This window comes from Agrobacterium sp. Azo12, from assembly GCF_029193765.2.
GTDB lineage: Bacteria > Pseudomonadota > Alphaproteobacteria > Rhizobiales > Rhizobiaceae > Agrobacterium.
Window position 1 is genome coordinate 3,289,542 of the sequence record NZ_JARFYO020000001.1, and the last position, 18,508, is coordinate 3,308,049.

The 18,508-nt window shown below is 54.8% G+C and carries 18 protein-coding genes; 8 read left to right on the top strand and 10 right to left on the bottom strand.

The genetic code is table 11. From position 1 onward, the window contains the following. Positions 1-12 precede the first annotated feature (12 nt). Entirely contained in the window at positions 13-1,266 is a 1,254-nt protein-coding gene (locus tag PYL13_RS15640; RefSeq protein ID WP_250982246.1) for a sarcosine oxidase subunit beta family protein, read from the bottom strand. 341 nt (positions 1,267-1,607) lie between these two features. Here PYL13_RS15640 and rpsU point away from each other — a divergent pair, with 341 nt between their 5' ends. Together rpsU and PYL13_RS15650 are read left to right on the top strand one after the other, a co-directional pair. After that, positions 1,608-1,835, top strand: a complete 228-nt coding sequence (gene rpsU / locus PYL13_RS15645; protein WP_192488065.1) for a 30S ribosomal protein S21 — start codon at positions 1,608-1,610, stop codon at positions 1,833-1,835. Positions 1,836-1,968: 133 nt separating this feature from the next. Then, on the top strand, positions 1,969-2,847 hold the full coding sequence (locus PYL13_RS15650) for a tetratricopeptide repeat protein (RefSeq protein WP_371815298.1): 879 nt from the start codon (positions 1,969-1,971) through the stop codon (positions 2,845-2,847). A 154-nt stretch (positions 2,848-3,001) separates the two neighbouring features. Here the strand turns inward: PYL13_RS15650 and PYL13_RS15655 are convergent, their stop codons facing one another. From PYL13_RS15655 to PYL13_RS15670, 4 genes are all read right to left on the bottom strand, one after another. Beyond that, complete coding sequence (locus PYL13_RS15655; RefSeq protein ID WP_275641928.1) at positions 3,002-4,402, bottom strand: NAD(P)(+) transhydrogenase (Re/Si-specific) subunit beta; 1,401 nt, start codon at positions 4,400-4,402, stop codon at positions 3,002-3,004. An 11-nt stretch (positions 4,403-4,413) separates the two neighbouring features. After that, positions 4,414-4,833, bottom strand: a complete 420-nt coding sequence (locus tag PYL13_RS15660; protein ID WP_192488062.1) for a proton-translocating transhydrogenase family protein — start codon at positions 4,831-4,833, stop codon at positions 4,414-4,416. Then, positions 4,833-5,984, bottom strand: coding sequence for a Re/Si-specific NAD(P)(+) transhydrogenase subunit alpha (locus PYL13_RS15665; protein WP_250982247.1), 1,152 nt, complete (start codon positions 5,982-5,984; stop codon positions 4,833-4,835). Before PYL13_RS15665 ends, PYL13_RS15660 begins: the two co-directional genes overlap by 1 nt. Positions 5,985-6,124: 140 nt before the next feature. After that, entirely contained in the window at positions 6,125-6,349 is a 225-nt protein-coding gene (locus tag PYL13_RS15670; RefSeq protein WP_192488060.1) for an aa3-type cytochrome c oxidase subunit IV, read from the bottom strand. 348 nt (positions 6,350-6,697) lie between these two features. On the opposite strand from PYL13_RS15670, the gene PYL13_RS15675 reads away from it, so the two are divergent. Further along, positions 6,698-7,237 (top strand): TRAP transporter small permease subunit, encoded by a 540-nt coding sequence (locus PYL13_RS15675; RefSeq protein ID WP_259142657.1) that lies wholly within the window; start codon positions 6,698-6,700, stop codon positions 7,235-7,237. 26 nt (positions 7,238-7,263) lie between these two features. After that, positions 7,264-8,772 (top strand): TRAP transporter large permease, encoded by a 1,509-nt coding sequence (locus tag PYL13_RS15680; protein WP_275641929.1) that lies wholly within the window; start codon positions 7,264-7,266, stop codon positions 8,770-8,772. 79 nt (positions 8,773-8,851) lie between these two features. Here PYL13_RS15680 and PYL13_RS15685 read toward each other — a convergent pair whose 3' ends face one another. Then, a complete protein-coding gene (locus PYL13_RS15685) occupies positions 8,852-9,961 on the bottom strand; it encodes a TRAP transporter substrate-binding protein (protein ID WP_275641930.1) in 1,110 nt (369 codons plus the stop codon). 303 nt (positions 9,962-10,264) lie between these two features. Here PYL13_RS15685 and PYL13_RS15690 point away from each other — a divergent pair, with 303 nt between their 5' ends. Further along, the gene (locus PYL13_RS15690) at positions 10,265-11,020 is read left to right on the top strand and encodes a gamma-glutamyl-gamma-aminobutyrate hydrolase family protein (RefSeq protein ID WP_275641931.1); all 756 of its coding nucleotides are present in this window, start codon (positions 10,265-10,267) and stop codon (positions 11,018-11,020) included. A 62-nt stretch (positions 11,021-11,082) separates the two neighbouring features. Here the strand turns inward: PYL13_RS15690 and PYL13_RS15695 are convergent, their stop codons facing one another. The 3 genes from PYL13_RS15695 to PYL13_RS15705 all read right to left on the bottom strand — a co-directional run bounded on the left by PYL13_RS15695 (position 11,083) and on the right by PYL13_RS15705 (position 13,994). Beyond that, positions 11,083-12,045 (bottom strand): 2-hydroxyacid dehydrogenase, encoded by a 963-nt coding sequence (locus PYL13_RS15695; RefSeq protein WP_275641932.1) that lies wholly within the window; start codon positions 12,043-12,045, stop codon positions 11,083-11,085. Positions 12,046-12,332: 287 nt separating this feature from the next. Then, positions 12,333-13,355 (bottom strand): LacI family DNA-binding transcriptional regulator, encoded by a 1,023-nt coding sequence (locus PYL13_RS15700; RefSeq protein WP_275641933.1) that lies wholly within the window; start codon positions 13,353-13,355, stop codon positions 12,333-12,335. Between the two features lie 144 nt (positions 13,356-13,499). Further along, positions 13,500-13,994, bottom strand: a complete 495-nt coding sequence (locus PYL13_RS15705) for a MarR family winged helix-turn-helix transcriptional regulator (protein WP_250982250.1) — start codon at positions 13,992-13,994, stop codon at positions 13,500-13,502. Positions 13,995-14,075: 81 nt separating this feature from the next. Between PYL13_RS15705 and PYL13_RS15710 the strand changes: the two genes are divergently transcribed. The 3 genes from PYL13_RS15710 (at position 14,076) to PYL13_RS15720 (ending at position 17,301) form a co-directional block, all read left to right on the top strand. After that, entirely contained in the window at positions 14,076-14,873 is a 798-nt protein-coding gene (locus PYL13_RS15710) for a creatininase family protein (RefSeq protein ID WP_275641934.1), read from the top strand. Between the two features lie 129 nt (positions 14,874-15,002). Continuing rightward, a complete protein-coding gene (locus PYL13_RS15715) occupies positions 15,003-16,115 on the top strand; it encodes a CobW family GTP-binding protein (RefSeq protein ID WP_192488051.1) in 1,113 nt (370 codons plus the stop codon). A 193-nt stretch (positions 16,116-16,308) separates the two neighbouring features. Beyond that, complete coding sequence (locus tag PYL13_RS15720; protein WP_275641935.1) at positions 16,309-17,301, top strand: WD40 repeat domain-containing protein; 993 nt, start codon at positions 16,309-16,311, stop codon at positions 17,299-17,301. Between the two features lie 283 nt (positions 17,302-17,584). On the opposite strand, the gene PYL13_RS15725 is transcribed toward PYL13_RS15720, so the two are convergent. Then, complete coding sequence (locus PYL13_RS15725; RefSeq protein ID WP_250982254.1) at positions 17,585-18,232, bottom strand: outer membrane protein; 648 nt, start codon at positions 18,230-18,232, stop codon at positions 17,585-17,587. Positions 18,233-18,508: the final 276 nt, after the last annotated feature.

Consider the following 18,508-nt stretch of genomic DNA (forward strand, 5'->3'; position numbering starts at 1 on the left):
AGTCCTCAAGCCTTAGTGCGCAACAGCCGCAGCGGCAGCTTCATCGATCAGTCGGCCGGTGCGGAAACGGTCGAGCGTCAACCCGGCGGCCAGCCGGTGCGGCTCACCCCGTGCAATCAGATGCGCAAACAGATGCGCTGAACCCGGCGTCGCCTTAAAGCCGCCGGTACCCCAGCCGCAATTGACAAAGAGGTTTGGCACCGGCGTCACGCTCTGGATGGCGGAACGATCGGGTGTGTTGTCCGTAATGCCACCCCACTGGCGCATCATCTTGACGCGACGCAGAACCGGGAAAAGCTCACAAATCGCATCCAGCGTGTGGGTGATGATCTGCAATCCACCGGTCTGCGAATAGGATGTATACTGGTCCGTTCCAGCACCGATTACCAACTCTCCCTTATCGGATTGGGAAATATAGGCATGCACCGTATTGGACATGATCACGCATGGAATGATGGGCTTGAGCGGTTCGGACACCAGCGCCTGTAGCGGCTGGCTTTCCAGCGGCACCCGCACATCCGCCATCGACATGACGACAGAGGAATGCCCGGCCGCCGATACGCCAATCTTTTTCGCGCCGATAAATCCACGGTTCGTCTCAACCCCGGTCACCGCGCCGTCAGGCCCGCGCCGGATGGCGGTTACTTCGCAATTCTGAATGATATGGACACCCCGGTCGGAGGCAGCACGCGCATAACCCCAGTTGACCGCGTCATGACGGGCCGTACCGCCACGGCGCTGCAAGGCGGCACCATTGATCGCATAACGGGCTGTGCCGGAGATATCGAGCGGCGGGCAATAGGCCTTGGCCTGTTCCGGTGTCAGCCACTCATTATCGATGCCATAAAGACGGTTCGCATTGATGTGGCGTTTGAACGACTGCATGTCATGGATGTTATGCGACAACATCATCACGCCGCGTGGCGAATACATGACGTTGTAGTTCAATTCCTGGCTCAACCCTTCCCACAGTTTCAGGGAATGCTCGAAAATGTCCATGCTCTCTTCGTAGAGATAGTTGGAGCGGATGATGGTGGTGTTACGTCCACTGTTACCCCCACCCAGCCAGCCTTTTTCCAGAACGGCAACATTGGTGATGCCATGCTCCTTGGCCAGATAATAAGCTGCCCCAAGACCATGCCCGCCACCGCCGATGATAATGACGTCGTATTCACTGCGAGGTTCGGGCGACACCCATTGGGCGTCCCAGCCCTTGTGACCGCGTAATGCTTCTCTGGCCACGGCAAAAACCGAATATTTCCGCATGTGATTTCAGACTCCCTTGGAAGGACCGGTAGAGTTTTTAACGCACCATACACATGACAAATCGCGACATGCCGTATCGTCCACTTTGCGACGCATGACACACGATGTTTTGACATGAAGCAACATATTCGTTGTATTAAGGCAGCGCTGTTGATTTGCCCGATGTCGGCGCAGCCGGGCTTTTTGACGCGCCGTCAAGGTTAACGGCTAGACTTTCTGCAGATCATCTGATATTGCACCACACCAATCGCGTGGCCGTCTGGCCAACGAACGATATTTTGTTTGCCTGAGGATGCCATTCGTCTTCGGCTCTAAGAACCAAACAAAGGAACGGGATACACGTGCAGGTACTAGTCCGCGACAATAATGTCGATCAGGCGCTACGCGTTCTGAAGAAGAAATTGCAGCGCGAAGGCGTCTTCCGCGAAATGAAGATGCGCGACCATTTCGAGAAGCCATCCGAGAAGCGTGTTCGCGAAAAGGCTGAAGCAATTAGCCGCGTTCGCAAGCTCGCACGCAAGCGTGCACAGCGCGAAGGCCTGGTTGCTGGCGCCCGTGCGGCTCGCTAAGCGGTCGTCTTTTCGACGTTTTTGAATGCTTGTTGGGCGGGGGCGAATTTTCGCCGCCGCTTTTTCAGTTTACGGCCTCAAGCATAGTTGAGTGCCAGGCCTTTAAGGGAAAAGACACCAGATGATCGCCGACATGAATTGTGCAACCGCTCGTTCCAACACTCTGCGGCGCAACGTGGTTGATAAGCACAAGACATCGGCACTGTTCCCGATCATGGCCTGTTTGCTTGTTGCCGGCCTCTCCGGTTGCGCCACAACCACTCAGCCATCTGACGCCATTCGTCTGGATCGTGCTCAGGGCTCCAGTGAAAACATCGCCTCCCTGTCATCGGTTATCAGTTCGAACCCGCAGGATCCGGAAGGCTACAATGTGCGTGGCTCCGCTTACGGCCGCGCTGGTGATTTTCGCCGTGCGCTGGCCGACTTCGACCGCGCCATCCAGTTGAACCCACGCTTTTACCAGGCTTACGCCAACCGCGCGCTGGTCAACCGCAACATGGGGCAGCAGGCGCAGGCACTTGCCGATTACAACGCCGCCCTGCAGATCAACGCATCTTATGACGTGGCCTATATCGGCAGAGGTAACCTTTACCGCCAGACCGGCCGCACCAATGAGGCTTTCAACGATTTCAGCCGGGCGATCCAGCTTGAGACCACGGATGGTCGCGCCTGGCATAACCGTGGTCTGATCTACCAGCTCCGCAACCAGCATGCGCAGGCGATCGAAGATTTCTCGAAGGCCATCTCGCTGTCGCCAAGCTCACCAGAGCCCTATAACGGTCGCGGTATTTCCTACATCGCCCTCAACGACGATGAAAACGCATTTGCTGACTTCAACACGGCCATTGCGCTGGACGACAAGATTGCTGAATCCTGGGCAAACCAGGCTTTGGTCTATGAGCGTCGCAATGAGACGGCAAAGGCGGCAAAGTCCTATTCGCACGCAGCGCGTCTTGATCCCAAATACAAGCCGGCACTTGACGGCGTTGCCCGTACTCGCGGTGGCGCATAAAGCTCGAGCCTGACATAATCATGATCGAAAGCCGGAAGGGAAACCTTCCGGCTTTTTGCATTCCATACCGTCGCTAACTTTGCACGACGCAACACAAAACAAAGGGCGCGTGCATCTCTGCACGCGCCCTTCAAAACAAATCCTAAGCCGATGATTAGTGGTTCATGGCCTTGACGATTTCTTCCGTCACCTTCTTGGCGTCGCCAAGCAACATCATCGTGCCGTCCTTGTAGAACAGTGTGTTGTCGATACCGGCATAACCGGAACCAAGAGAACGCTTCACGAAAAGGCAGGTCTTTGCCTTGTCGACATCAAGGATCGGCATACCGTAAATCGGCGAGGTCTTGTCGTCACGCGCAGCCGGGTTGGTCACATCGTTCGCGCCAATCACATAGGCCACGTCGGCCTGTGCGAATTCGGAGTTGATGTCTTCCAGCTCGAACACTTCATCATAGGGCACATTGGCCTCGGCCAGCAGCACGTTCATGTGGCCAGGCATACGACCGGCAACAGGGTGAATTGCGTATTTCACCTCTACGCCGTTCTTTTTCAGCGTATCGGCCATTTCACGCAGCGCATGTTGTGCCTGTGCAACCGCCATGCCGTAACCCGGTACGATGATAACCTTGGAGGCATTGGCCATCAGGTAAGCAGCATCGTCGGCAGAACCCTGCTTGACGGTGCGTTGAACGCCATCGTCAGCGGTGGCAGCAGCTGCTTCACCGCCGAAGCCACCCAGAATAACCGAGATGAACGAGCGGTTCATACCCTTACACATGATGTAGGACAGGATCGCACCCGAAGAACCAACCAGTGCACCGGTGATGATCAGCGCCAGATTGCCGAGCGTAAAGCCGATACCGGCGGCAGCCCAGCCCGAATAGGAGTTCAGCATCGACACGACCACAGGCATGTCCGCGCCACCGATCGGGATGATCAGCAGAATACCGAAGACCAGCGACAGGGCAACGATCAACCAGAAGACAAAGTGGCTTTCGGTAGCAACCAGAATGCCGATCAGCACGACAATGGCAGCGAAGATCGATGCGTTGATGACATGGCGCATCGGCAGCATGATCGGCTTGCCCGACATGCGGCCATCAAGTTTCAGATAGGCAATGATCGAGCCGGTAAAGGTAATCGCACCAATTGCCACGCCAAGCGACATTTCAATCAGTGCCTGCGCATGGATCGAACCAAGTTCGCCAATGCCAAAGGATGACGGTGTGTAGATGGCAGCAGCAGCCACCAGCACAGCAGCAAGACCAACCAGCGAGTGAAAACCAGCGACCAGCTGCGGCATCGAAGTCATCGGGATTGTGCGGGCAATATAGGCACCGGCACCACCACCAATGGCAAGACCGAGAATGATCAGCACCAGACCGCCGAAGGACGGCGTTGCCAGAAGCAGCGTCGTGCCGATGGCGATTGCCATACCGACCATGCCGTACAGGTTACCCTTGCGGCTGGTGGCAGGATGCGAAAGGCCGCGCAGTGCCATGATGAACATCACGCCGGAAACGAGATAGAGGAAGGCGGCAAAATTTTGGGACATTCAGGCAGCCCTCACTTATCTTTTTTCTTGTACATGGCGAGCATGCGGCTGGTGACGAGGAAGCCACCAAAAATGTTGACCGATACGAGGACCAGCGCCACGAAACCAAAACCGGTCGCAAGACCGGAGGTGGAAATGCCAACGGCAAGCAATGCACCGACTACGATCACAGAAGAGATCGCGTTGGTGACAGCCATAAGCGGTGTGTGCAGTGCAGGCGTTACCGACCACACGACGTAATAACCGACAAAGATCGACAGCACGAAAATAGCCAGACGGAATACGAAGGGATCGATTGCGCCGCCTGATACACCGTGTGCTGCCAAACCGACAGCGTCAACAACATCAGGCGTTTGCGCCGCTGCAGCCTTGACCGCTTCGACAGCCTGATCCAGCCCATCGAGAGCCTTGTTCAAAACTTCATTCGCCATCATGCGGCTCCTTCATTCTTGACGCCACCGAAATTCGGGTGAACGACGGCGCCGCCATGCGTCAGCATGGTTGCTTTGACCAGTTCATCTTCCGTGTTCAGGGCAAGTTGCTTGGTTTCCTTGGAGATCATCGTCTCCAGGAATGTCAGCAGGTTCTTTGCGTAAAGCAGCGACGCCGATGCAGCCACTCGGCCCGCGACGTTGCTGTAACCGATGACCTTGACGCCCTCGACATACGCAACCTTTCCGGCCTCGACGCCTTCCACGTTGCCGCCACGCTCGACAGCAAGATCAACGGCAATCGAACCGGAACGCATGGAGGCCAGCATCGCGCGCGAAACAAGCTTCGGTGCTGGACGGCCCGGAATAAGTGCTGTCGTGATGACGATATCCTGCTTGGCAATATGTTCGGCAACCAGAGCGGCCTGCTTAGCCTGATATTCAGCCGACATCTGCTTGGCGTAACCGCCAGCGGTCTCGGCGGCCTTGAACTCGTCGTCTTCAACGGCGATGAACTTGGCACCAAGAGACGCAACCTGCTCCTTAGCGGCAGGGCGCACGTCGGTTGCCGAAACCACAGCACCCAGACGGCGTGCCGTCGCGATGGCCTGAAGACCGGCAACACCGGCACCCATCACGAACACCTTGGCGGCTGGCACGGTACCGGCAGCGGTCATCATCATCGGCATGGCGCGGTCGTATTCACCAGCCGCATCAATAACCGCCTGATAACCGGCCAGGTTGGCCTGCGACGACAGAACGTCCATCGACTGGGCACGGGTGATACGCGGCATCAGTTCCATGGCGAATGTCGTGGCGCCAGCTTTCGCCAGAGCAGCCAACGCTTCTTCGTTGCCGTAGGGGTCCATGATGGCAATGACGATAGCGCCCTGCTTTATGGACTTGATTTCCTTGTCCACCGGGCGACGAACTTTCAAAATGACATCGGCGGTTTTGGCGTCGGTTGCCTTGCCGATTTTCGCTCCGGCTTTTTCGTAGTCCGCATCGGGAATACGTGACAGCAGACCTGCCCCGGCTTCGACAACAACCTCAAGTCCGAGGCCGATCATCTTTTTGACGGTTTCCGCCGAAGCGGCAACACGCGGTTCGTCCGGCGAGGTTTCCTTCGCCACAAATACCACACTGCTCAACGCAGACTCTCCTTAGATCACTGGAAAATCCGGAGATGCGCCCGGCATGTTCCATCCATTAAATTTCACGGCAATACAGCCCGGTGGAGACGGTGATCTCCAGCAGGATGGCTTCGACCAATCAGATTGCTGACGAAATATCAGCGCAGGATAATTGTGCCCGCTACAAGCAGAACGACGAACACAATAAATCCGCCGAAAAAGCCGGCAGTGGTGAAGAACCCTGCGGCCATGGCGATCATCAATGCGCAAAGCGCAATGGTACCCAGTTTGGTCGCGCTTAGAAAAAGATTGTAGGTTTTTTCGTGCTCTGCATAGTTCATCGGCGCGCCGACTTCGACAGGTCCGGTATGATGTTCGCTCATGGTAATTTCCCTTCCAAAAATCCGTAAAGGAACAGACGCTTTTTGAAGCGCGATACGCAATAAAACGCCGGAATACGTGACCTTTACGGCTCTCTCTCCACGCCGAGACCTAACACAAAGCAACTAAACTGCGCAATGGACGAGATGCCGCATCAAATCGATATAAATGCACAAAGCACTACTATTGACGCATGCCCGGACCGTTGCATTTCAACAATACAACACATACAGAAATTTGAATGGCTTTTTCGCTGGCCCTTAAGGGCAGGATACGATGCGTGGCAAAATCAATAAATATAGCCTTGGAGTCGGATCAGGGACGAAAAGACGACAAGAGGGGGGAGAATAATGACAGCTCTATTGAAGCTGAGCACGGTGATCGATGCGATCAGTGAGTTTCTTGGCAAACTTTCAGGTTACCTCGTTCTGATATGCTGCCTCGTCAGCGCCATCAACGCCCTTGTGCGTTACATCTTCAACTACAGCTCCAACGGCTGGCTTGAAATCCAGTGGTACATGTTCGGGTTCATCGTGTTGATCGGGGCGTCCTATACACTGCGCATGAACGAGCACGTCCGTGTCGACATCATCTACGGTTCGATTTCATCGCGTGCCCGTATCTGGGTCGATATTATCGGCATCACGCTTTTCCTTCTTCCCGCCTGCTTCTACCTGATGTGGCTCAGCTGGCCGATGTTTGCCCTGTCCTTCCAACAGGGTGAAATGTCCTCGAATGCCGGTGGTCTTATCCGCTGGCCGGTCAAACTCATTATCGTTGCAGGTTTTGCGCTGCTGTTCCTTCAGGGTCTGTCGGAACTGATCAAGCGTTTCGGCGCTCTTGCCGGTTTGGTGGCTCTCGACACCAAATACGAAAAACCACTTCAATAACGGCGTCGGGAACGGGGACTTAAAACATGTTCGAATACGGTATTCTGCCGCCACTCATGTTCGTCAGCATGGTCATTTTCATGCTGTACGGTTTTCCTGTGGCCTTTTCGCTCGCAACCGTCGGCCTGATGTTTGGCGTCATCGGTATTTTCACCGAGCATTTTTCACCAGCGTTTCTGCAGGCTCTGCCGCTGCGCATCTTTGGCATAGTGTCGAACGATCTACTGCTGGCTATTCCGTTCTTCACCTTCATGGGAGCAATTCTCGAACGATGCGGTCTGGCGGAGGATTTGCTGGAAGGCACCGGAAAACTGTTCGGCGCCGTTCCCGGCGGTCTGGCCTACGCGGTTATCGTCGTGGGTGCCATTCTCGGCGCCATAACCGGTACGGTTGCTGCCTCGGTTATCACCATGGGTGTCATTTCACTGCCGATCATGCTGAAATACGGCTACAGCCCACGCCTTGCCACGGGTGTTATTGCCGCCTCCGGCACCATCACCCAGGTTATCCCGCCATCGCTCGTGCTGATCGTTCTGGCTGATCAGCTCGGCAAGTCGGTTGGCGACATGTATCTGGGTGCTATCGGACCATCCTTCCTTCAGGTCGGTATCTTCCTGCTGTTCATCTTCATCTTGTCGCTCGTTCGCCCGAAGGATGTGCCAGCCCTGCCTCCGGAAGCGCGTGGCGAGTTGAACCGCGCCCTCGTCCTCAAGGTGCTCGGCGGCATGATCCCATCCATCGTGCTGATCTTCCTGGTTCTGGGAACGCTGTTCCTCGGCCTTGCCACACCGACCGAAGCCGGTGCGCTTGGTGTTGTCGGTGCACTGGCACTGGCTGCAGGCCATCGCCGCCTGACCTGGGATCTCGTCAAGCAGGGCATGCACTCCACCATGCACATCACCTCCATGGTGGTGTTCATTCTGGTGGGTGCGACCTGCTTCAGCCTGGTGTTTCAGGGCATGGATGGTTCGTTGTGGATCGAACACTTATTGTCCGGCATTCCAGGCGGCCCGATCGGCTTCCTGATCTTCGTCAACATCTTCATCTTCTTCCTCGCCTTCTTCCTCGATTTCTTCGAGATTGCCTTTATCGTTATTCCGATGCTGGCACCGGTTGCACAGTCGCTCGGCATCGACCTGATCTGGTTCGGCGTCCTGATCTGCATCAACATGCAGACCAGCTTCATGCACCCGCCCTTCGGGTTTGCACTGTTTTACCTTCGCAGTATCGCGCCGAGATCGGTCAAGACGTCAGATATTTACATGGGGGCGATACCGTGGCTCGGCATGCAGCTGATCCTCGTCGCCATCGTGATCTTCTGGCCCGAATCCGTCACCTATTGGCTAGACAAGGCACCTGAAGTCGACCTGAATTCGATCAAGATCGAAGTGCCCGCCTTCGGCAATCAGGGTGGCAACACCATGCCGAACTTCGGCCTGCCGCCAATGGATGGTGCGCCAGCTCAACCGGGTGGCGGCCAGGGTGGTGGATTACCGGGAATGCCAAATCTTAACGAACCACCCAAGATCCAATAATAATCAAAAACCCCGCCAGATCGCTCTGGCGGGGTTTTTACTTAGAACTGGTGGTGCTCGAGAAAAGTCCGCGACGATCCTACAGCTTGCCGCTGCGTTGCTGGATCATCATGAACGTATCGAAGGTATATTCGGACAGCTGCATCCAGAGATAACCTTCCCGCTTGAACGCCGCCTGATCTTCATAGATTCTCTTGAAGTCAGCATTGGTAGCGGAAATCTCGCTGTAAACTTCCATCGACGCCTTGTAGCAAGCCTCTAACACTTCTTGGCTGAATGGCCGCAGCACCGCGCCCTCCGCGACCAACTGCTTGATGGCCGTTGGGTTCTTGGTGTCGTATTTTGCCATCATATGGGTATTTGCATAAGCGCAGGCGTCTTGCAGTGCTGCTTGGTAGTGCTTTGGCAGATTGTTCCACTGGTCGAGATTAACAAAGGCGTGAATGGCAAGTCCGCCTTCCCAGAAGGCCGGATAATAATAATATTTCGCCACCTTCTGGAAACCAAGCTTGTGGTCGTCATAAGGTCCTATCCACTCCGCCGCATCGATGGTGCCTTTTTCAAGTGCTGGATAGATGTCGCCGCCAGCCACCTGCTGCGGCACGACACCAAGTTTCTCCACCACCTTGCCGGCGAGACCGGCAATACGCATCTTGACGCCCTTGAGGTCATCAACAGTGTTGATCTCCTTGCGGAACCAGCCACCCATCTGCGCACCGGTATTGCCCGCGACGATGCCGTAAATCTTATGCTTGGCATAGAACTCGTTCATCAGCGTGTTGCCATTGCCTTCATAGAACCAGGCGTTGGTCAGGCGGGCATTAAGACCGAATGGAATGGCCGAACCAATCGCAAAGGTCGGATCCTTGCCAACGTAATAATAGGAGCAGGTATGCGCCATCTCCACTGTGCCTGACGACACGGCATCAGCAGCTTGCAGGCCGGGCACAATTTCACCGGCGGCAAATGTCTGGATCGTGAAGTTGCCATCAGTTGCCGCAGCAACATGTTTGGCAATGTCTTCCGCCCCACCAAAAATCGTATCCAGCGATTTGGGGAATGATGACGTCAGACGCCACGTGATCTTGGTCTTTTCCTGCGCAATTGCCGGTGCGGCCAACGACACAGCTGCGGCACCTGCACCCGCACCTGTCACTGCACTGTTTTTCAAGAATGAGCGGCGATCCATATTATCCTCCCAGATAATCGCGACAAAGCTTGACCGTTCTCCCCACGGCTACGCCTGGTTGAAAGTAAACATGAGCACTTTGGCGCTGGCAAGATCAGCCACGATTTTCGGTCACGCCAGAACCGGCCTGTTAGCCGCATTTAACGGCAAAAACCGGCGAAAACCCGCCTGCAGCACATAGTCTTAGACTAAAGAATGAGCTGCATTCAGCAATCACTTCGTGGGTTTTGCGGACGCTTGACTTCCATCACGAACAGGCATTTTTACAAGGCTTGAAAAGTTTCAAGTTCAACCGGAGACATCATGCCAAGACCAGTCATTGCCATCCCAGCCGATATTAGGGAATTCGACGGCACAACATGGCATGCGGCACAGACACAATATATCAATGCAGCGCTCAAGGCCGCTGACGTCATGTCCTTCATTATCCCGGCACTTGTCGAAGGCAATGATATCGATGAAATCCTTGATCGTGTCGATGGGCTCTTGGTGTCCGGCTCTGCCACCAATGTGCATCCCTCACTCTACGGTATGGAAGCCAAGGAGAGCGACGGACCTTTCGATCCAGCCCGCGATGCCACCACCCTGCCATTGATCCGTCGTGCACTGGAACGCGGCATTCCGATGTTTGCCATCTGCCGTGGCATTCAGGAACTGAACGTGGCACTGGGCGGCACGCTGGCCAGTGAAATTCAGGAGCAGCCGGGCGTGTGGGATCATCGCAAACCGACCGATGTTGATCGGCACGAGGCTTATGCCATTCGCCAGCCAGTGATCATCCGCGAGGGTTCCTGCATTGCCCAGCATCTGGGTCTCGCAGGCGAAATCCAGATCAACTCCCTGCATCGTCAGGCGATTGCCAAAACAGCGCCGCGTCTGCAGGTGGAGGCAACGGCAGAAGACGGCACGATTGAAGCCGTGTCGGTTATCGATGCAAAGGGATTTGCCGTCGGTGTGCAATGGCACCCGGAATATTGGGCTGAGACGGACGCACCGTCTCGTGCCCTTTTTGAAGCTTTCGGCAAGGCTATCAGGGAATATCAGGCCAGCAAGGCCTGATACCAGCACATCAATCTCGCCCGCCGAGGGAGAGATCAAATTTCAGCATGCCGGTACGCCCATTAACCCTTGACAGGAGTTTCCGGCACCGGTGTCAGGACTGTCTTGTCCTTGAACCAGCCAAGAAGATTGTCGGCCACCAGATCTGCCATCGCATTTCGCGTCGGAATGGACGCCGATGCCACGTGCGGCAACATCGAAATGTTGTCGAGGCTCAGAAACGCATCCGGCACTTGCGGCTCATTGTAGAACACATCAAGTCCGGCAGCACCGATCACCTTGTCCTGCAACGCCTTGATCAGAGCATCCTCGTCAACGCTCGAACCACGGCCGACATTGATGAACACGCCCTGCGGCCCCAACGCCTTGAAGACATCGGCATCGATAATCTTGTGGGTTGCAGCCGTGCCAGGCACGATACTGATCAAGGTATCGACCTTTTCAGCCATTTCCTTCAGCGAACCATAATAGGTATAGGCCACGTCATCCCGCTTTGTGCGGGTGTGGTAGCCAAGATTGACCTTGAAAGGTTCCAAACGTTTGGCAATCTCCAGGCCGATACGACCGAGGCCCAAAATACCGATCGTACGACCCTTGAGCGAAAACGGCGAAAGGCCAAACGCGCCTTCCTTGGCCCAACGGCCTTCACGCAAATAGTTCTCCGCCTGCGGCAGACGGCGCAGCGTATTGATCAGCAGCGCAATGGTGGTGTCAGCCACCTCATCGTTCAAAACATCCGGTGTATTGGTCACGACAACACCACGCGATGCCGCATGTTTGGCATCCACACCATCATAACCGACGCCAAAATTGGCAATGATTTCAAGCTTCGGCAAGGCATTCATCCAAGCCGCAGAAACAACGCCGGACACGGCAATACCACGTACGCGTTCAGCTACGCCCTCCGGCAGAACAAGCTCGCCACCGGCCGGAACGGTAATGATTTCAACATTGCCCTTCAGACGTTCGGTAACACGAGGGTTGATCTTGCCAGGAACGAGAACGGTCGCTTTGGTATCAGACATGCACTTCCTCCATAGGGTCAGGACCCACTAAATTCATCCATTCTGCGAGGAAATTTTCAGTCTGAAGGGCAAAATGAGCCATGCAAATGTAAAATTCATTTCAAGCTCAGCTTGTCTATCCATACGTCAAACAGCCCCGCGATGAAGGCTTTGAAGCCCTTGATCGCCTGTTGCAGGCAATGCATGACGGGATAAATCGCTCCCGACATGCCCTTGTCTGCCACCATACAATTCAAGACTTTAAAACAGAATAGTATGACTTTGAAAGGCCAGGATGCCGATATCCGTTACTGTCTCGAGCGGACAGGGCCAGTTGATTGGCGAATACGCATTTCCGGCTTGATCAGATGGATACCATCCGGTTCATGACTACCTTCTAAGCGGTCAAGCAGCGCACGCGCTGCCATACGCCCAACCTCGGCCTGACCGTTGGACACGGTGGTCAAAGCTGGCGTTGCAATTGCCGCTTCCTCAAGGTCGTCATATCCGGTCACAGAAATATCGACACCCGGCACGAAACCGGCGCGTGAAATACCGTTCATCAGACCGATTGCGACCAGATCGTTCCAGCACACCGCCGCTGTCGGCTTTTGTGGCAGGGACAGGAAGTGAACCGCAGCCTCAAAGCCGCCCTGCTTGGAGCGTGGGCCGGGAATACGCAGGTTCGGATCAACTTCGATATTCGCCTTGCGCAGCGCATTGACGTAACCCTGATAACGGTCACGACCGGTCGAGGTCTGGTCAGTACCGCCGACCATGGCGATGGTACGATGGCCAAGACTGATCAGATGGTTGGTGGCCAGCGAGATGCCATAGCTGTCGTCACCGCGATAGGTCGGCATATCAACGCCGTCCATCGAGCGGGCAACCAGAATGGCCGGCATGCCGTTTTCTTCTGCCAGCTTCAGATCTTCGGTCGGCGTGCCAATGGCGGGCGACATGATGATGCCATCACTGCCCAACTGCAGCAGTGTCTCGATGAAATTGCGTTGTTTTTCAACGGAATCGTAGTGGTTCGACAGAATGAAAGTCTGGCGACTACGGTCGAGTTCACTCTCGATGGCCTTGAGAATTTCGCCGTAAAACGGGTTCATCACATCATGGAAAACCACGCCGACAATGCCGGATCTGGAGGTTCTGAGACTGGCGGCACGGCGGTTATAAATATAACCCAGCGTGCGGGCCTGTTCCTTGATTTTCTCGCGCGTATCGGCGGCAACCAGCGGGCTGTCGCGCAGTGCCAGAGAGATGGTTGCCGTTGATAATCCGAGACTTTCCGCAATCGTCGAAAGTTTGATTTTTTGAGCCAAAGGCTCCCCTCCACATCGGGCTTGATCAGGCCCCGCTATTCCCCATTTAAAATTATCTAAAGAATTTAAATAGATTTCGCAATCTGTTTAATCACGAAAATCTGATGAACCGGGAAATCCGCAATGGAGAGAAATCAGGATGGCTTATTCTGCGCTGCCATTGCTCTGCAGATTGGCATCAATCACCCGCAGCAACTTGACCACAGTTTTGACTTCCTTGTTGGAAAGCCCATCAATGGCACGTGCCGCGCACACCGAAAGCGAGGCATTGATGTGTTCGACGCTACGCAGACCGGCATCGGTCAACTTGACCCGGGTCATGCGGCCATCACCGTCATCTTCACTGCGCTCGACAAAACCCTGCGCCTCCATACGTCCGATTGTGCGGGTCATGGTCGGAGCCTTTACCCCCAGCTTCTGGGCAATCTGGCCAGGGGTCATGCTGCCCTCATTGGCAAGCGCCAGCACAACGCCGTCCTGGCCAGCATAGAGGCCGCTGGTTGCAAGGCTGTGGCTAAGCGCTGTGCGCATGGACCGGGCGGCCTGGGCAATGGACTGCGCCAGAACTTCAGGGTTCAGCACCTCGTCCTTTTTCTTGCCGTCCTTGACCTTCTTTTCGCTCTTGTCTTTTTTGCCCATCGCCTTTGAACCTTTTACCGGATAGCGGATCGGATATAAGCTGTACGATATCCAATACAGAAAGCCGGATCGCACTGCCAGATGCCGAACACATACACGCGCTTTTACGAAGATAATGTAACAGCATCAGGGGATAACCCGGCGAAGCGTATTATTGTGCTGCCTTTGGGAGCCCATGAGCAGCACGGCCCTCACCTGCCGTTTGAAACGGACACATTGATTGCGACTGGAATTGTCAGTCGTTTGCAACGGGCGCTTCCTCCATCCCTGCCCGTCAGCTTTCTGCCGGTAGAGCCGGTCGGGTATTCAATCGAACATATCGACGTGCAGGGCACAAGAACCCTGCGTTATGACGAAGCCGTGGAACGCTGGCTCGGCATTGCCGAAGAAGCAGCGTCTAGGGGCATCAAAAAGTTCGTTATGCTGAATGCGCATGGCGGCAATTCGCCGCTTATGACCATCGTCGCAACCGAAGCTCGTGTAAGGTTCGGCATGCTGGCCGTCGCCACAAGCTGGACTCGCTTTGGCGTGCCAACCGGTCTGATTACGCCGGAGGAAAAGGCCCTCGACATTCACGGTGGAGATATCGAAACGTCGGTAATGCTGGCGATGTATCCCGAGCTGGTTGACATGAAAAAGGCTGTCAACTTCTCCTCAAAGCAGCAAGATTTCGCCATAAATTACAAGCATTTACGCGCCTACGGCCCACATGCTTTCGGCTGGAAAATGAGTGATCTCAATCCGCTTGGTGTGGCCGGAAATGCCAGTGCTGCAACGGCTGAAAAAGGAGAGGCACTGATAAACCATTCCGTCACCGGACTGGTTGAATTGCTGGAAGACATCAATTCCTTTGATATGGCGCAGCTTGCTGACAGCTAACAACCGGCCAACAGCATGGATCAAAAAAAACTGAAGGCAGATTCTCTTTGAACTGCTCGCACACGCAGCCTATATGAACAGCAGATTTTATTTGGCGTTCCGACGCTTCTTTCTTATTCGAGGTTTCCCATGACCGAAACAGCCCCAATCAAGCCAATTCCCGTGACCGTCCTGACCGGCTATCTCGGCGCTGGTAAAACGACACTGCTCAACCGCATTCTCTCTGAGAACCACGGCAAAAAATATGCAGTTATCGTCAACGAGTTCGGTGAAATCGGCATCGACAACGATCTGATCGTTGAGTCTGATGAAGAAATCTACGAAATGAACAATGGCTGCGTCTGCTGCACCGTTCGTGGCGACCTTATTCGCGTTGTCGAAGGCCTGATGCGCCGTCCCGGCCGTTTTGATGGCATCATCGTCGAAACCACAGGTCTGGCAGACCCTGTTCCTGTTGCCCAGACCTTCTTCATGGATGACGATGTTCGCGCCAAGACCGAACTCGACGCCGTTGTGGCGCTGGTTGATGCCAAGCACCTGCCTCTGCGCCTGAAAGATAGCCGCGAAGCTGAAGACCAGATCGCCTTTGCCGACGTCGTCGTCATCAACAAGACTGACCTCGTCAGCCCGGAAGAGCTGGCCCGCATCGAAGATGTCGTGCATGCCATCAACCCATCCGCACGCGTTTACAAGACCACCCGCTCTGGCGTTGATCTTGCCCGCGTTCTTGATCAGGGTGCATTCAACCTTGAGCGCGCTTTGGAAAACGATCCGCATTTCCTTGAGCACGGCCATGAAGACCATGTCTGCGGCCCGGATTGCGGCCATGACCATCATGATCATGGACATCATCATCACGACCATGATGGCCACGATCATCACCACCACGATCACGGTCATGACCACCATCACCATCATGGCGATGTCTCGGCCATTCACGATGTCACGGTAAAGTCTGTCTCGCTGCGCGGCGGTGAAATGAACCCCGACCGCTTCTTCCCATGGATCCAGAAGGTTACCCAGACGGACGGTCCGAATATCCTGCGCCTCAAGGGCATCATCGCATTCAAGGGCGATGCCGAACGTTACGTCGTTCAGGGCGTTCACATGATCATCGAAGGTGATCACCAGCGTCCATGGAAAGACGGTGAAAAGCGTGAATCCCGCCTCGTTTTCATCGGCCGCGATCTTGATCGTGAAAAGCTGGAAAAGAGCTTCCACGCCTGCGAAGCAACGGCGTGATGCATGACATGTGCTTGAAGACCCGTTTTTCAGGCACGTCAGCGTAACCTCCAGACGTCCTCGGGCTTGACCTGGGGCGCCAGTCTCGAAATGTTGTCGATGGTCGGGCCAAACCCGACCATTACCATGATAGGGTAGCGTGAAAACGTCCCTGCAGGACCCAGAATACCAAACACAGAAAGACCGTTATTCAATGCCCACCGTTGCTCCATTTGATCTGGAAGGCCATGTCGTTTCCACGCATTTCCTTGGCGATATTCCTTTTTTCGCCACAGCGGCCGGCACAATTCACCGGCTTGATGGCGGTGAAAAAGTAACCGAAGCCCATCAGGGCCTGTTGACCTGCATTCGCGATCCTTACAGCGCCACACTGTTGACCGGCGGTGAAGATGGCAAGGTTCTGCGCGTGCTGCATGATGGCTCGTTCAATGAACTGGCCAATGTGCCGCGCAAGTGGATTTCAGTCGTCGCTGGCGGTCCGCAGAACAGCATCGCCTACGGTGTTGGAAAATCCACCTTCGTGCGCCTCGGTGATGGCAGCGTGAAGGAATTTACCGAAACCCGCACCGTCGAAGGCGTGGCCTTTGCGCCCAAGGGCATGCGCATTGCCGTTGCCCGTTACAATGGCGTTTCCCTGCATTGGGTTGGCATGGCTGGCGAGCCTGTCGATCTGGAGTGGAAGGGTGCGCATACCGGCGTCACCTTCTCGCAGGACGGCAAGTTCCTCGTCACCACCATGCAGGAAAATGCGCTGCATGGCTGGAAGATGGAAGCAACAAAGGGTGGTATGGAATCGCGCCACATGCGCATGACCGGTTATCCCGCCAAGGTCAAATCGCTGTCCTGGTCCGCCAAGGGCAAGTGGCTGGCGTCGTCAGGTGCACCTGCTGCCATTGTCTGGCCCTTTGCTGGCAAGGATGGCCCAATGGGCAAAGCCCCGCAGGAACTGGGCACACGCGCCAATATCATGGCGACCTGCGTCAGCTTCCACCCGGCGGAAGATGTACTGGCCATTGGCTTTATCGACGGCATGGTGCTGGGTGTAAGACTTGCAGACGGCAAGGAAGCGCTGCTGCGCCGCCCCGGCAAAGGTGCCATCACCTCGATGTCATGGAGCAGCACAGGCAAACTGCTTGCTTTTGCCTCGGAAGCCGGTGACTGCGGCGTCATCGATATTTCCGGCTGACAGTCAGCGGCATAAAAGACCAGACGAAAAAAGGGGGCCTTACAGCCCCCTTTGAGTTTTCGGTGCATTTTGTTGCTCTTATGAAGGTATGCCATCAAGAGCATCACCGTTGATGCAGTTCCAATGGTAGCCGCGAATGCCTATTATGCAAGCATATGCTAATGTTATAATAAAAAGTTAAGATTAACGTTTACAATTTTAACGAATACCGGAAGCCTAATAACGAAAATGCCCGGCCTCAACGAAGAGACCGGGCATCTTGGAAATCGATAATTAAAGCGTCTTAGAACTTGTAGCCAACGCCGACGTTGACGACGTGTTCTCTGACTTTGAGGCTGTAGCTGTCAGCACCATCGGTGTAGGTGTTCTTGCCGAAGTCATTGTAACGATATTCAGCACGGGCAAAGATGTTATCGGTTACGGCGTAGTCAACACCAGCACCGATTGTCCAGCCGTGGAATGTGTCGCTGTCGCTGTAGCCAGGAACAGAAATCTTACCGTTAGTGGCAGCATAACCACCTGCAGCGTAAACCAGCGCCTTGTCCATGGCATAACCAACGCGTGCACGTACAGAACCATTCAGGCCAGCTTCGATCTTCGCGCCGCCAAATGTCTTGTCAGCCCAGTTGTAAGCGAGCTCACCTTCAGCACCGAGAATGATAGAAGGTGCGATTTCAGCGTTGTAGCCAGCAAAACCACCGAAGCGTGCGCCGTTAAATGTAGTGGAACCAGCAAAAGTGTCGTCTTCCAGCTTTACCTTGTCCCAAGCGTAACCACCGGTCACACCGCCGTAGAAACCAGCCCACGAAAATGCAGGTGCAGCGTAATCAGCAACAGGTGCAGCAGGCACCTCGTTCACAGCGTCAGCAGCATGGGCAACGCCCGACAAAGCAGATGCGGCAACTGCGGCGAGGATAAGATTTTTCAACATTAGTACATTCCTTGATATGATCGGCCCTGGCTACAACCTCTTCCTATGGTTGTCTATAACAAATATGTCACACTCGAAAATCCCCAGATGACTTTCGCGTTTAGGTTTATAAACGGTTACAAGAAGGGGACTTTATTCACACTTGAGTAGCGTTTGTCGCGTCACCGTTTAACAAACGCAGGCATGCAGGTGCTCGGCGAAGCCCTACGACCTTGCAATAAATGCACCAAAACGCCCGAATGCGAATCAGATTACAAAACAAAGTATTAAGGCAGG